At 47.4% G+C, this 13,507-nt stretch carries 13 protein-coding genes; 4 read left to right on the top strand and 9 right to left on the bottom strand.

Features of this window, described 5'->3' with window-relative positions:
• Window positions 1-212 precede the first annotated feature (212 nt).
• The 7 genes from NOG12_RS07220 to NOG12_RS07190 form a co-directional block, all read right to left on the bottom strand.
• Entirely contained in the window at window positions 213-1,481 is a 1,269-nt protein-coding gene (locus tag NOG12_RS07220) for a tetratricopeptide repeat protein (RefSeq protein ID WP_313932835.1), read from the bottom strand.
• 26 nt (window positions 1,482-1,507) lie between these two features.
• The gene (locus tag NOG12_RS07215) at window positions 1,508-2,116 is read right to left on the bottom strand and encodes an energy transducer TonB (RefSeq protein ID WP_110075797.1); all 609 of its coding nucleotides are present in this window, start codon (window positions 2,114-2,116) and stop codon (window positions 1,508-1,510) included.
• Between the two features lie 2 nt (window positions 2,117-2,118).
• A complete protein-coding gene (locus NOG12_RS07210) occupies window positions 2,119-2,526 on the bottom strand; it encodes an ExbD/TolR family protein (RefSeq protein ID WP_110075798.1) in 408 nt (135 codons plus the stop codon).
• A gap of 12 nt (window positions 2,527-2,538) precedes the next feature.
• Window positions 2,539-3,060 (bottom strand): MotA/TolQ/ExbB proton channel family protein, encoded by a 522-nt coding sequence (locus NOG12_RS07205; protein ID WP_153826222.1) that lies wholly within the window; start codon window positions 3,058-3,060, stop codon window positions 2,539-2,541.
• An 8-nt stretch (window positions 3,061-3,068) separates the two neighbouring features.
• Complete coding sequence (locus NOG12_RS07200) at window positions 3,069-4,436, bottom strand: MotA/TolQ/ExbB proton channel family protein (protein ID WP_313932834.1); 1,368 nt, start codon at window positions 4,434-4,436, stop codon at window positions 3,069-3,071.
• A gap of 3 nt (window positions 4,437-4,439) precedes the next feature.
• A complete protein-coding gene (locus tag NOG12_RS07195; RefSeq protein WP_313932833.1) occupies window positions 4,440-5,213 on the bottom strand; it encodes a DUF3450 domain-containing protein in 774 nt (257 codons plus the stop codon).
• Between the two features lie 80 nt (window positions 5,214-5,293).
• Complete coding sequence (locus NOG12_RS07190) at window positions 5,294-6,556, bottom strand: mechanosensitive ion channel family protein (protein WP_110075802.1); 1,263 nt, start codon at window positions 6,554-6,556, stop codon at window positions 5,294-5,296.
• Window positions 6,557-6,739: 183 nt separating this feature from the next.
• Here NOG12_RS07190 and NOG12_RS07185 point away from each other — a divergent pair, with 183 nt between their 5' ends.
• Genes NOG12_RS07185 through NOG12_RS07175 form a run of 3 tightly spaced genes read left to right on the top strand, consistent with a single transcriptional unit; the run spans window position 6,740 to window position 11,086 of the window.
• Window positions 6,740-8,482: a sensor histidine kinase gene (locus NOG12_RS07185; RefSeq protein WP_313932832.1), complete on the top strand. Its 1,743-nt coding sequence runs from the start codon at window positions 6,740-6,742 to the stop codon at window positions 8,480-8,482.
• Between the two features lie 23 nt (window positions 8,483-8,505).
• Window positions 8,506-9,390 carry a recombination-associated protein RdgC gene (gene rdgC, locus NOG12_RS07180; RefSeq protein WP_110075804.1) on the top strand — a complete coding sequence of 295 codons (885 nt, stop codon included), beginning with the start codon at window positions 8,506-8,508 and terminating at the stop codon, window positions 9,388-9,390.
• A 19-nt stretch (window positions 9,391-9,409) separates the two neighbouring features.
• The gene (locus NOG12_RS07175) at window positions 9,410-11,086 is read left to right on the top strand and encodes a dipeptidyl-peptidase 3 family protein (RefSeq protein WP_110075805.1); all 1,677 of its coding nucleotides are present in this window, start codon (window positions 9,410-9,412) and stop codon (window positions 11,084-11,086) included.
• Here NOG12_RS07175 and NOG12_RS07170 read toward each other — a convergent pair.
• Window positions 11,083-11,832 (bottom strand): tRNA1(Val) (adenine(37)-N6)-methyltransferase, encoded by a 750-nt coding sequence (locus NOG12_RS07170; RefSeq protein WP_313932831.1) that lies wholly within the window; start codon window positions 11,830-11,832, stop codon window positions 11,083-11,085. The genes NOG12_RS07175 and NOG12_RS07170 overlap by 4 nt on opposite strands.
• Before the next feature lie 46 nt (window positions 11,833-11,878).
• Between NOG12_RS07170 and srmB the strand changes: the two genes are divergently transcribed.
• Window positions 11,879-13,093 carry an ATP-dependent RNA helicase SrmB gene (srmB, locus tag NOG12_RS07165; RefSeq protein WP_313932830.1) on the top strand — a complete coding sequence of 405 codons (1,215 nt, stop codon included), beginning with the start codon at window positions 11,879-11,881 and terminating at the stop codon, window positions 13,091-13,093.
• A 41-nt stretch (window positions 13,094-13,134) separates the two neighbouring features.
• On the opposite strand, the gene NOG12_RS07160 is transcribed toward srmB, so the two are convergent.
• Window positions 13,135-13,506 (bottom strand): VanZ family protein, encoded by a 372-nt coding sequence (locus NOG12_RS07160; protein ID WP_313932829.1) that lies wholly within the window; start codon window positions 13,504-13,506, stop codon window positions 13,135-13,137.
• Window position 13,507: the final 1 nt, after the last annotated feature.

Raw genomic sequence — 13,507 nt, 5'->3', positions numbered from 1 at the left:
CTGCCAATGTGGGTTGGCTAAATTATGAACAGCAAAGATCAACAGGCCCTAGTGAAGGAAAGATAACGTTTGCTTTAGCACGGATTGCCATAACTTAGCTCGCCAGTTTAGTGATGATTCACACAAGATATATAGCATATCTTCGACCTGAAGAGCTATGTTATGTCAGCTTTATGACAGTTTCATTACCGTATGTCAGTTTTATGAAATAATCATGACCGATTTATTTCAGCTAACCGCTGCGCTTGTTCAAGTTCAGCTTCTGCATAACGTTGCCATTGGCTTGCGGTGCGCCGTGATTGCTCAAATTCTTTAGCACGTGCAAAAGCTTGCAACGCCGCATTGTAATTTTCTTGATTAAGTTCAGCCATGCCAATCACCAAGTGCATGGTGCCAGGTTGCTGCAGATTTCCCTTGGTTAGCGCAGCTTGCGCTGCAGCAATCGCTGCTTGATGACGCTCGGCATTGAGCAGCACAGTGGCACGTTGAGCGTCTAATTCACCGTCGTCACTAAGCTCAGCTGCCGCAGCTAAGGCTTCCACCGCTTTGTCAGTTTCACGCGCTGCTACCCAAGCTTGCGCCAACATCTTCAAATTGCGTAGGTTGCGCTCAACCTTCTGGTCTGCTAACGCTTGCTCTAACACTCGACCGGATTTGAAGGGTAAGTCACTGAAGAAATAAGTTTGTGCTAGGTTCAATAAATCGGTGCCTTTCACTAAGAAGCCCTGTTGATAGGCTGCCTCTAACATCGCCAGTTGTTTGGCTTCTTCGCCTAGCTGACCATAAACTCCAGCTAGCTGAACCCAATATTCCGGCTTATTATACCAGCGCACCATCTGCTCTAAGACCTTGGCCACCTGGTCTGTTTGCTTCAACTCAAAATAAATAGCACGTTGTAACACCAACCAGTTTTCGTCAGGTATCACAGACTTAGCAACGGCTCCGTCTATCGCCTGAGTGATAGGCATTAAAGCCGCCGCATAATCGCCCGCCTGGTAAAGCGCTTGGGCTTTTAACACAAAAGCTTTGCTATGCTGATCAACCGGCACCAACTGCTGCCAGCGCTCTAAATAACCTAGACTTTGCTGATAGTTACCTTGCCCCAGTGCCAGCTGCGCCAAGCTAAAAAGGGTATTTTGCTCGAGCGCTAGCGGCAGTGCTTCTTCATCAACAACTTTGGCAAAATAGACGATAGCTTGATCGATATTATCCTGGCCATAATGCATGTAGGCATAAAAATTCCACAACATGGCACGTTCATAGCTGTTCATGCTGCTTAGTTTTTGCTCCACCGCTTGCAATACTTGCAAACCTGCTGGAACATCACCTGCATCTGCGAGTTCTTGGGCACGGGCAAGTTGACTATAAACCTGTTCTCTTAGCGCAGGTGTTTTCTTACGCTCTTGAGCCCATGCAGCTTGATTGCTTACTGCAGCTAACAGCACCGTGGCAATAATGGCTACTTTTAATAATTTACCCATAATAACTATCCTCACCATGACCTTAATTATCGGTCAATCGCAAACGTTAAGCGGTTTTGCACCCCAGCAACTTCTACTGCTTCGCCGTTAACCACTCGGGGTTTGTATTTAAATTTCAGCACCGCGTCTAAGGCAGCTTGATCAAAAATACTTTCAGGACTGGCTTCAACCACATAAGGGTCGCGCACTGTGCCCTGTTTGGTGACAGTAAATTCCACCACCACGTAGCCTTCAATCCCTCGTTGTAAAGCCCGGCGTGGATACACAGCTTGTACTTTAACTATTGGTAAATATTCGCCATCGCTGGTATCTAAGCCGATACCGCCCGACAAGCCGGTATCAGCTTGAATATCTGTCGAGAAATCCATCGCGCCGGCGCTGCTATCCATATCGCTACTAGATAATTGCGGCTGAGGCATATCCGGTGGTGGTTGCTCTGGCTCTGGTGGTCGTTTGGGCTTACGTTCTTTCTGTTCCACCACTTCGTCAGGTTTGACGCGGACAAAGTCCAACACACTGCCTTTAGGTGGTTCGCTCATGGCTCCCTCACCACCGGCAATGAGTGACTGCATCAGATAAAACAAGCCCGCAGTTACCGCCAACGCCACCAACAATGCTGCGAAAAATCTAAGCATAACTATTCTTCTTGGGTTGCAATTGAAACATCAAAAACACCGGCAGCACGAGCTGCATCCATCACCTTGATCAAGGTTTCAGTAGTAGCTTTTTTGTCAGCTTGAATCACCACCGAACCTTGCGGATTTTCAGCATATAAACGCTCAATGTTAGCTTGCACAGCACGTGCATCTACCTGGCGCTTGTTAATCCAAATCTCACCGCTATCACTGATAGCTACCAGAATATTAGCGCGGTCTTTTTGCACCGCTGTGGCTGCTTCCGGGCGGTTCACATCAATCCCTGACTCTTTTACAAAGCTGGCAGTCACAATGAAGAAAATCAGCATAATAAAGACCACGTCCAACATCGGGGTCATATCAATCTGCGCTTCTTCTTCATCCATCAAATTAGCAAAATGTTGTTTCATCAGAAATTACCTTTAGTGGTGTTCTAGCAAGAGTCGGTCTTCAAGCTTTAAACGTTCGCGTTTTGCCGTGCGTTGGAGCCAGGTGGTCGCAAAAACCCCAGACAGTGCCCCAACCATGCCTGCCATGGTAGGTATGGTTGCTTTCGATACCCCAGCGGCCATCGACCTTGCATTGCCGGTACCAGCAACTGCCATCACATCAAAAACTTCAATCATGCCGGTCACAGTACCCATCAAGCCCAATAGCGGACACAGGGCCACCATGGCTTGTAACACGGCAAGATTGCCTCCTAGCGCCAGCGATACTCGTGAAATCATCGCTTGCCGTATTTGTTCCGCATTCCAAGACGACTTATCACTTCGCTGTTGCCAGTTTTGCACCGCCTGTTTAACTTGCTGACGATGCCCTTTGCTGTAGTAAAAGATCCGTTCCAGAATCATCAACCACATCACAAAAATCAGGACCCCGATAACCAGCAACACTTGGCCGCCGGTCTCGATAAAGTCTTGAATTGCACTATAGAACTCAACCATAAACATGATTACTGGCCTCGCTCAGAACGCTCCGCAATAATGCCTGACGCCTGCTCTTGTAATACGTGCACAATGTTGCGGCTACGGGTGTTAAGGGTGGCAAATAATAGCGTCATTGGAATTGCCACAACTAAGCCCAATACGGTGGTAACCAAGGCTTGCGAAATACCGCCCGCCATCAGTTTCGGGTCGCCGGTACCAAACAAGGTAATGGCTTGGAAGGTATTAATCATACCGGTTACCGTACCTAGTAAGCCCATTAAAGGCGCGACCACTGAAATAATCTTGATAAAGGTTAGGTTGCGCGAGATTTTCGGAATTTCGCGTAAAATAGCCTCGCTGAGTTTGAGCTCTAAGGTCTCAGTATCAACATCAGGGTGTTTCTGCTGTACCGCCATCACGCGGCCCAACGGATTATCTTGTTGCGGTGCCGACTGCTTTAACTGACGTTTAACTTTGCCGCCAACCAGGGTTAAGGTAACGAAGCGCTCCAGCGCAATTAGTAGGCCAATTGCACCTAGCGCCAAAATGATATAGCCCACAGTGCCGCCCTGATCGATACGTTCTTGCAAATCAGGAGCTTGGACTAACAGACCAAGAATAGCGCCACCGGTAGGATCTAAACCAAAGGTGACTGGATTTTGTTGCGCTTGCTGCAACTGTTCCGCACTTGATAAATAGCGCGCTGCCGGCTGACGAACTAGTTCTGCGACTGTGTCAGTGCCCGGCACAAGCTCCAGGTATTTGCCATCAGCAACCATGTTGAAAGCGCCCACCCGAACTACCGGCTTCACCACTTTCTCACCATTGGCTAGGGTGACACTGGTTTCAAACTGACTCACCTTACCGGTTTCAGTCATTTCTTGTAGTAAAGCTAACCAAACCGATTCAATTTCTTCGATAGATGCCAACTTAGACGCTGATCCCATTTTTTGCGCTAAATCGGCTAATTGATCACTGCGCCCTGGATATTCAACGGACACATAAGATGATTGCAATTTACTGCTGGCATCGCCGGCAACCTGCTGTAACACCCCGAACAGCTCACGCAATGACCCCATCCGCTGAGTAAGGGTATCGGTTAGATTGGCTAACGCGACTTCGTTTTGTTCAAAGTTGGTTTCTAATTGCTCACTTAAACGTTCAAGTTGATCTCGTTTCGCTATGGCTTCTCGCAAGATTTGTGCTTGCTGATCTGCCTGTGCTTGAAAACGCGCTTCGCGTTCTTGGTTTTCTTTTGACTGCGAGAACTGTCCTTGCTGCAACTGCTGCAACAACTGGTCTAAGTTAATCGGCTCTTGTGGGCTAACGATTGGAGCCGCCGCTAACGATGTTGATAACAATAGCGCTACGGCGCCAAGCAAATGTTTCATCATGGCTTATTCTCCCGCCGCTAATTCAGAGGTAAAAATAGGAAGCATCAGTAAGTCTGGGGCTAGCTGCTTGCGCGCAATACGTAAGGCTTCTTGCACGGCACTTTGATGGCCCGAATCAAGCGATTGCCACTGGCGTTGCTGTTGATTCCATAAACCTAACGCACTGCCATCGCGGGTTTTGTAGATCAGGGCGGTGCGACCGATACGTAAAAACTCGACGTCTTGCACCTGTCCAGCTACGTCCATTTCACCATTGTAGGCTTCAATATTACGGCCGTAATCTGCTTCAATTTGGTAGGCTTCCATCACCCGCCGAAATTTCTCAGAAACATCCACGTCAGCGCGGTCCATCAAATCACGCAAGCCAGCCACCCGTTCAGCTCGCTCGGTAGGTAAAAATGGCACATCAAGCTCAACAAAAGCAGCTAAGGCATCAATCATGCGTAACATCAACGGAGTAATTTGTCGTTCAACCACGCTTACTTCATCAATAGAAGCATTCAGCTCAGCTTGTTCGTTCTGTTGCGCTCGCAATTGCTTTTCCAACTGCATGGTATAAACCTCTAGTCCCTCTATTTGGCGACTAATCTGCTTATACTGAGCCATACGCTCTTGCGTGGTATCAGCAATCTTTTCGATGGTAAGTTGAGAATTTTTAGCGGCTGAGTTAATGGCATTAGCAGCATCAACAACCGGCTCGAGAGATTTATCTTGGGCAATTGCAGGTACAGCGAGGAGAGCTGCTGCAATCACCGAAAGACCAAAGGAAAGTTTCATAACAGTACCTTGCGCATGTCAGGATTGATGGGCGCAAGATACTGCAAAAATATGACAGCTTAGTGACTCTAATATGTCACTTATGTTTCAGTGTGACGGTTTTGTTTAAGTTGCGTGACCATTTCGCGCATATCCACCCCACTAGGATGTTGAAATACCCGTAAGCCAAATTCAGGCAGGATCGAAATCAAATGGTCAAAAATATCGGACTGAATGCCTTCATAAGCAACCCATTCGGTGGTTGCTGTAAAACAATAGACTTCTAACGGTAAGCCATCTGCGGTTGGATTGAGTTGGCGCACCATCAGCGTCATCTGTTGATGAATACGCGGGTGATTCTTCAAATAGTTTAAGCAATAGGCTCGAAAGGTACCTATGTTACTAATGCGGCGGGTGTTGACCGGCTCTTTGCCTTCTTCTTTGAGCTTTTGGTTCCACTCATCAATCTCTTGCTGTTTATTGGCAAGGTAGTCTTTCAAGAGACGGAAGCGGCGCAGCCCCTGTAACTCATCTTTTGTTAAAAAGTGCACGCTGTTTTGATCCAACATCAAACTACGCTTAACGCGCCGCCCACCGGATTCTTGCATGCCACGCCAGTTTTTAAAGGGATCCGAAATAAAGCGCTTGGTAGGAATAGTCGATATGGTTTTATCCCAGTTCTGAACCTTAACCGTATGCAAAGCGATGTCAATCACATCACCATCGACATTCAAGTTAGGCATTTCTACCCAGTCACCGACGCGAATGATGTCGTTTGAAGAAATTTGTACGCTTGCCACCAGTGACAGCAAGGTATCCTGAAACACCAACATCAATACCGCGGCCATGGCGCCTAAGCCCGATAGCAAGATCACTGGGGATTTATCAATCAACGCTGCTATCACTAAAATAGTGGCAATGGCATAAATAGCTATCGTAACAACCTGCAAATACCCTTTGATGGGGCGTTCGTGTGCATCCGGTTGGCGCTCATACAGCGTATTAATCACATTGAGTACGCCACTAATGGCACGCGCTATAGTCAATACAATAAAGGCTTTGCTGACATTACTGACGACTATGGCGGCCGCCTCAGGTAATCCCGGCACCGAAAAGATACCGTAAGACAACACCAACGCTGGCACCACATGCGAAATACGCGCAATCACATTTCGCTCTAACAACTCCCTATCTTTGCCGGCGGGAGTATAACTCATCACGGTAAGCACACCGCGTAACAGTACTTTTTTGACAATAAAATTAGCTAACCAGGCACCGATTAAAAGCAAGCTCAACTTCACTAACGTATCCATGTCTGGATGCTCCGTTAGCCAAGTTTGTATCTGCTCTAAATATTTCTCCATGGTGGAACCTTCCTGTCTGGTTAGTTGATATTGATAGTATTCCGCAAAGCACACAGACTAGCAAGCCAACCCCCGGCTGTAACTGTAAACTGAGTGCAAAAAGCTAGGTCCGTAGGGGTCACTTAGGATTGCGAAACCAACCCAGATCATTTACCTTGAAGGAAAGCATTCTCGGAACCCTGCATGTCAACATCAAGTATTTCAAAATCACTGTTAACCAGCGTCTTGTCTGTGTACTTTGTACTGACATTGCTGGTCACCTCTATCCAAGTGGTGGGTGAATATTTTGATACTAAGTCGGTGTTAATCCAAGAATTACAGAATCAGCAGAGCACCTTTAGTTATCCCTTGGCACGCTCCTTGTGGGAATATAACTCGCCACAAATTGATGCCATTGCTGACGGCCTTATCAATATTCCAGCCATTGCGGGCCTAATTATTCGTGACGACACTGGCAAAGTGGTGATTGAGCTCGGCCAAACCATCCCTATCTCACAATTGCCAAATGGCCCTACTGAAGCCTTTGAACTGAATGAACGCGATGGCGTCTTTGGCTATTTTTCTACCCTAGTTTTTGAATTTTCTGGCGATTCAACGCTGGTCGGTGATGTAACTTTGTTTTCAACGCGCGACATTGCCATCGAACGTATCAAAGTCAGCTTGTACTTTATTATTGGCAGTGCCTTGATTAAGAGTACTTTTCTGATCTTACTGTTCAGCTTAGCTTTTAGCCGCATGCTCAACCGCCCTATGGCAGATTTAATCGATCAAATTAAAAACTTCCGCCTGGATGACCTCGAGCATTCAAAAGTTCACCTACGTGATCAACGCAACACTGAGTTTGTTTTATTAGAGCAAGCCTACAATCAACTCATTGATACCCTTTACGACTATCAAGAGGGTCTACAACAAACCGAACAGCAACTGTTGCAAGCAAACAAGAAGCTAGACGAGCAAAACAATATTCTAGAGCAAGAAGTCGCCCGCAAAACCAGCAACATTACGCGTATTGTGATTGATTTAGAGCGGCGCAAACATGAACTTGAGACCCGCCAAGATTCTTTGGAAAACGAAATTCGTCAACGTCAAGCGGTCGAGTCTGAGTTACGAAAAACCAATCAGCGTCTACAAACATCATTAAGTGCTCTAGAACGAGCCCAAGATCAACTGTTAGAATCTGAAAAAATGGCTTCGCTAGGAGGCTTGGTGGCGGGTATCACACACGATGTGAATACCCCCATTGGGGTTTCGGTAACAGCTGCTACCTTAATTCGCGATCGCTTGTTAGATACCGAGCAAGCGTTGCACAATCGTGAGCTCACGCAAACGCAATTAGAAACCTTCTTGGCGCAAGGCAAAGAAGCATTGAACGTGGTTGAACGTAATTTAGCCCGAGCTTCTGACTTGATTTCTAGCTTCAAACAGGTCGCCGTGGATCAAACCTCTGAAGCCACTCGTGATATAAATATTAAAGCGTATCTAACTGATGTGATACAGGCCTTACAGCCGCAATTACGTCATACCGAGCACAGGATCAGCGTTTCTTGCCCAGAACATTTAGAAGCGCGCTGCCCCGCCGGAGCTCTGGCGCAGATCTTTACTAATTTAATCATGAACTCAGTTATTCATGGCTTTGAGGCCAAACCCAAAGGTAACATAGACATTACTATTACCCGCAGCCAAGATCGCTTGCATGTTATCTACCAAGATAACGGTAAGGGCCTTGATCAGCAGCAGTTAAAACAATTGTTCGCCCCCTTCTTTACCACCAAGCAAAAGCAAGGTGGTAGTGGGCTAGGAACGCACATTGTGCGCAATTTAGTAACCCAAACGTTAGCCGGTGAGATTCGTGCTGAAAGCGCTCCTAACCAAGGCTTACGCTACGTTATTGAGTTTCCGCTGACGTTTCTTGACCCCACCGAGTAACCTAATACATACAAGGATCTATTATGTGGTTCCGTAACTTACGGATTTATACCTTAGGCGATGATTTTAGCCTTCCTGACAACCTTGACGAGCGTCTGCAGCAGCATCCATTTCGTGCTTGCGGCCGCCAAGAGCTCGCCAGTTTCGGCTGGACCTCCCCCTTTGGCACCGCGCATGAGGTGCTATCGCACCAAATTGGCAACAGCTATCTCTTTTGTGCCCGCAAAGAAGAAAAAGTGCTACCCAGCGCAGTTATTCAGGCCCAACTAGAAGAAGCTTTAGAGCACATTGAAGCAGAACAAGGCCGTAAAGTTGTCGGCAAAGAAAAACAGAATCTCAAAGAAGACATTACTCAACGCTTGTTACCTCAAGCCTTTAGCCGTTTTCGCAATACTTGGGGGATGTTGGATACCGACTTAGGGATTGTGGTGGTAGATGCTTCAGCAGCCAACAAAGCAGAAGATTTCCTTGGCTTGCTGCGCAGTAGCTTAGGTAGCTTACCGGTAAAACCTTGGTTTTGTGAACAGCCAACGGAGCTCTACTTTACCGAATGGTTAAAGCAAGCTGAAATTGCACCCGGCTTTACTTTCGGCGCTGAAGTTGAGCTGCGTGATAGCGACGATGGTATTGTGCGTTACCGTCAACACGAACTAACCGGAACTGAAATCGAGACCCATTTGGCACATGGTAAACAAGCCACTAAAATAGCGCTAGAATGGCAACAGCGGGTGAACTTTGTGTTGGAACAAGATCTAGCAATCAAACGTTTTAAACCTACCGATCTGATGTTGGATGAACAAGATAAACTGGTAGATGCCACTGCAGAGCAGAAGATTGACGCAGACTTTGCGCTATTAAGTGGCGAAATTAAAGCTTTATTCCCGCAGTTAGTCGGTTTATTTAAATAACATATATCAAGGACCAGTCATGAAACCAATCACCCTTGCTCTGTCTAGCTTAGCCCTTGCCACCAGCCTAGCTTTGGCCGGCTGCAGCGAGCCAGCGCCAGTAAAAAAAGCCAATAGTGACCAGGTTACCGCTAGCTTAGTAAGCGGCGCCGAGCAGCGTTTAGATATTTATTACCCGATGGACCTCTCCGCGGATTTGAGTCATTTAACCGACCGCCAACGTCATATGGTGGAACTGCTTATTGAAGCATCTGAGATCATGGATGACTTATTTTGGCAACAAGCCTACGCCGGTGATAAGGACCAATTACTAAGCCAATTGGATGACAGCAAGGTCAAACGTTTTACTGAAATCAACTATGGCCCCTGGGATAGATTAAATAACGACCAACCTTTTCTAACTGGGTATGCGGATAAACCTGCTGGAGCTAACTTTTATCCTGCCGACATGACGAAAGCCGAATTTGAGGCGGCGGACTTCGCTGGCAAGATAGACCTATACACGCTGATTCGTCGCGATGCTGCAGGTAAACTCTATGCGCTACCTTACCATGAAGCGTACCGCGATCAGTTAACGCAAGCCGCTGAACTGCTGCGCGAAGCGGCTGAATTTGCCCAAGACCCTCAGTTTAAGCAATACCTAGAAATGCGCGCCGACGCTTTTTTAAGTAACGAGTATCAAGCCTCTGATTTTGCTTGGATGGATATGACCGAGAACATGGTTGATGTGGTTATCGGCCCTATCGAGAGCTACGAAGATCAACTGTACGGCTATCGTGCTGCGTTTGAGTCATATGTACTGATCAAAGACTTAGCTTGGAGTGAGCGTTTAGCCATTTACGCTCAGCATTTGCCAGAATTACAACGTAATCTCCCCGTACCAGCTGCTTATAAAGCTGAAGTACCCGGCGCAGGTGCGCAACTGAATGCCTATGACGTGGTGTATTATGCCGGTCATTCTAATGCCGGTAGCAAAACCATCGCGATTAACTTACCGAACGATGAGCAAGTTCAGTTAGAAAAAGGCACCCGGCGGTTACAACTAAAAAATGCAATGCGCGCCAAGTTTGACGCCATTTTGGTTCCTATTGCTGAGCAGTTGATTGTGCCAGAGCAACGCCAACACATCACGTTTGATGCGTTTTTTGCCAACACCATGTTCCACGAGGTGGCACACGGACTAGGGATTAAGAACCTAGTTAATGCTTCGGGTACTGTTCGTGAAGCACTGAAAGAGCATGCATCAGCGCTCGAAGAAGGCAAAGCCGATATTCTTGGTTTGTATATGGTCACTCAGTTGCTTGAAGCTGGTGTGATTACGGAAGGGGCCCTCGAGGATTATTACACCACTTTCCTAGCGGGTATTTTCCGTTCGGTTCGCTTTGGTGCTTCGAGTGCTCATGGTAAAGCCAATATGATTCGCTTCAATTACTTTGAGCAAGCCGGTGCCTTTAGCCGTAATGCCGATGGTTTGTATTCGGTCAATATGGATGCCATGCGCAGCGCCATGAACAGCCTTTCAGAGAAAATTCTGACCTTGCAAGGTGATGGCGATTACGCAGGGGTGGGTGAGTTATTTGACACCATGGGTAACGTAGGCCCGCAATTACAAGCTGATTTAGACCGGCTGGCTGCTGCTGCCATTCCAGTAGATATCACCTTTAATCAAGGTAATCATGTGCTTGGCTTGAATTAGTTCAAGTAAAATGCACCGGTGAGTTGTTTAAACTCATCGGTGTATTGATTGGTTTGATTACGAATACAAAGCTGCTGTGGCGGGGGTAAGCCACTTTGGTTCCCCCGCTGCAATTCAATCAACAGCAAGCGTGCCGGCTTATTCGGCGTTGCTTGAACTTCACAATAACGGCTCACCTGCAGTTGCACCGCGCTAGCTGCCGTTAGAATAGCCGACCAGGCTAGCACTGGGGCAATGAAGCTGACTCGCCCCGTTGCCGTTAGTACGTGGCTCGCCGCCTGTAACCAATCTGACCAAACCGCTCCTTGCCCTTGGCGCGCCAAGCGTCGCTGTTGATCATCACTAGCCAAGTGAGCTGCAAAATAAGGTGGATTAAAAATCACATGAGCAAATTGTGCCGGCAGCTTGCTAGCATCATCTTGTTCAATAGCTACGGCATAGCTAGCGTGATGAGCACACCAGTTCACCACCTCGGCCTGCTCTACTTGCACGACTTGCGGCCATGGGCTAGCTGCCACGTTGGCTTGTGCTTGCGCTGCAGCAGCAGCATCTAGTTCTAGTGCCACCACAGGTGCAGCCCCTCGTTGCGCCATCATCAACGCCAAAATACCGCAGCCACAGCCAAGATCTAAGGTGGCTTCATGGGGCTGAACGACAGCCCAAGATCCTAGTAAAAGACTATCAGTGCTAACTTTCATCGCACAGTGATCATCTTTGAGGTAAAATTGTCGGCATTGAAAACTCATTTGTCTTTTTGACTCCGCGCTAAGGCGCTTTGCACAGGATAGGATCATGACACCCGATTGGGAACAACTCGAACTCGATGACGAACTCATCGATGTGCTGCGTGCCGCAGACATTAACAAGCCTGCAAAAGTACAGCAAGCAGTTATTCCAGCCGCCTTACGTGGTCAAGACTTACTCGTAAGTTCGCCTACGGGCACCGGCAAAACCCTCGCATTTTTGCTGCCAGCCTTGCAACATCTACTGGATTTTCCACGCCGTAAACCGGGCTCAGCGCGAGTGCTTATTTTAGCGCCCACTCGTGAGCTAGCTCAACAAATTGCCGAACAAGCCGATGCTTTTAATGAAACCACAGAGCTTAGCACCGTATTAATTACTGGCGGTGTAAATTACGGTAGTCAACATGCCCAACTCGATGCCAATCATGACATTTTAGTGGCAACACCTGGGCGTTTACTTGATCTTATTGGAGCTGACCAATACGAACTCGATAACGTGGAGTGGCTGATTATTGATGAAGCCGATCGGATGTTGGACATGGGCTTCAGTACTGCAGTGAAACAATTGGTTAACGAAGCGCGTCAACTTCAGCAAACCATGTTGTTTTCAGCCACTCTTGAAAGCCCAGGGGTGACCAAGTTCTCTGCGGAAATTCAAAAAGAGCCGGAGCTCTTGACCATTGAGCCGCCCAAACGCGAAAAAGGTAAAATTCTACAGCGCTGGTATCAAGCCGATGATGCGGCACATAAACTTAAACTGCTGGTTCGTATTTTAGAAACGACACCGGGGCGGCGGGTGATTTTTGTGCGTACTCGTGAAAAAGTAGAAGAGCTAGCCGGTAAGCTACAGCAACAAGGTTTTAAAGTGATGACCCTGCGTGGCGACATGCCACAAGATGCACGCCAGCAAATTATTGCACGCATGGAAACCTACAACGACAGTATTTTGATAGCGACTGATGTAGCTGCTCGTGGTCTTGATATTGAAGATATCGAGTTGGTAGTTAACTTAGATTTACCCAAACAAGCCGATGTATACCTGCATCGGATTGGTCGTACCGGTCGTGCCGGTAAGAGCGGTTTAGCTATCGCTATTGTTGAGGCCCATGATGCTGATTTACTGGGTAGGATTGAGCGCTATCAGAAAGTGAAGATGGAACGGCGGGTGTTTGACGATCTGCGCCCTCAGTTTAAGTTTCCGATGCCAGGTAAGAGCAAGAAGAAGAAGGCCAAGAAGAAAGCCGCTGCAACGAAGAAGAAATAATTAACAAGCCCTTAACCACCATGTTAAGGGCTTTTTTTATGCTAAGAACCAACTTGTTGGTTGCGCTTACGTTTACGCTCAAAACGCCACCAAAATAAGCCGTAATAGCTAACAGCTCCGGCCGCATCAGCTAATAAATCGCCAGCACTGGCACTACGATAAGGCAAGAGGTGTTGCGCCCACTCAATGGCTAACCCGTACAGCGTAAGGACCACTAGGGCGGCACCGATAGGAATAGGAAATGCACGATGAAAGGTCAGTGCTAACACAAAAAATGCAGCAAAGTGCACGACTTTATCGGCATGTTCAAAGCGCGGTATACCGCCCGTTGATACTTGCATTAAAAAAGCCATCGACAAAGCAATTAAGACCATCACAAAGACAATTCTGGCCACCACTAATTTTGTTGTCATG

Source organism: Pseudidiomarina fusca (assembly GCF_032227045.1).
GTDB classification, from domain to species: domain Bacteria; phylum Pseudomonadota; class Gammaproteobacteria; order Enterobacterales; family Alteromonadaceae; genus Pseudidiomarina; species Pseudidiomarina fusca.
The sequence above is the reverse complement of the archived record's forward strand: the minus strand, read 5'-3'. Positions and strand labels throughout refer to the sequence as shown.

What these genes read in the sequence shown, in the direction of transcription:
- NOG12_RS07220 (WP_313932835.1), bottom strand. Translation starts at nt 1,481, where the DNA reads ATGGGTAAATTATTAAAAGTAGCCATTATTGCCACGGTGCTGTTAGCT.
- NOG12_RS07215 (WP_110075797.1), bottom strand. Translation starts at nt 2,116, where the DNA reads ATGCTTAGATTTTTCGCAGCATTGTTGGTGGCGTTGGCGGTAACTGCG.
- NOG12_RS07210 (WP_110075798.1), bottom strand. Translation starts at nt 2,526, where the DNA reads ATGAAACAACATTTTGCTAATTTGATGGATGAAGAAGAAGCGCAGATT.
- NOG12_RS07205 (WP_153826222.1), bottom strand. Translation starts at nt 3,060, where the DNA reads ATGGTTGAGTTCTATAGTGCAATTCAAGACTTTATCGAGACCGGCGGC.
- NOG12_RS07200 (WP_313932834.1), bottom strand. Translation starts at nt 4,436, where the DNA reads ATGATGAAACATTTGCTTGGCGCCGTAGCGCTATTGTTATCAACATCG.
- NOG12_RS07195 (WP_313932833.1), bottom strand. Translation starts at nt 5,213, where the DNA reads ATGAAACTTTCCTTTGGTCTTTCGGTGATTGCAGCAGCTCTCCTCGCT.
- NOG12_RS07190 (WP_110075802.1), bottom strand. Translation starts at nt 6,556, where the DNA reads ATGGAGAAATATTTAGAGCAGATACAAACTTGGCTAACGGAGCATCCA.
- NOG12_RS07185 (WP_313932832.1), top strand. Translation starts at nt 6,740, where the DNA reads ATGTCAACATCAAGTATTTCAAAATCACTGTTAACCAGCGTCTTGTCT.
- rdgC (WP_110075804.1), top strand. Translation starts at nt 8,506, where the DNA reads ATGTGGTTCCGTAACTTACGGATTTATACCTTAGGCGATGATTTTAGC.
- NOG12_RS07175 (WP_110075805.1), top strand. Translation starts at nt 9,410, where the DNA reads ATGAAACCAATCACCCTTGCTCTGTCTAGCTTAGCCCTTGCCACCAGC.
- NOG12_RS07170 (WP_313932831.1), bottom strand. Translation starts at nt 11,832, where the DNA reads ATGAGTTTTCAATGCCGACAATTTTACCTCAAAGATGATCACTGTGCG.
- srmB (WP_313932830.1), top strand. Translation starts at nt 11,879, where the DNA reads ATGACACCCGATTGGGAACAACTCGAACTCGATGACGAACTCATCGAT.
- NOG12_RS07160 (WP_313932829.1), bottom strand. Translation starts at nt 13,506, where the DNA reads ATGACAACAAAATTAGTGGTGGCCAGAATTGTCTTTGTGATGGTCTTA.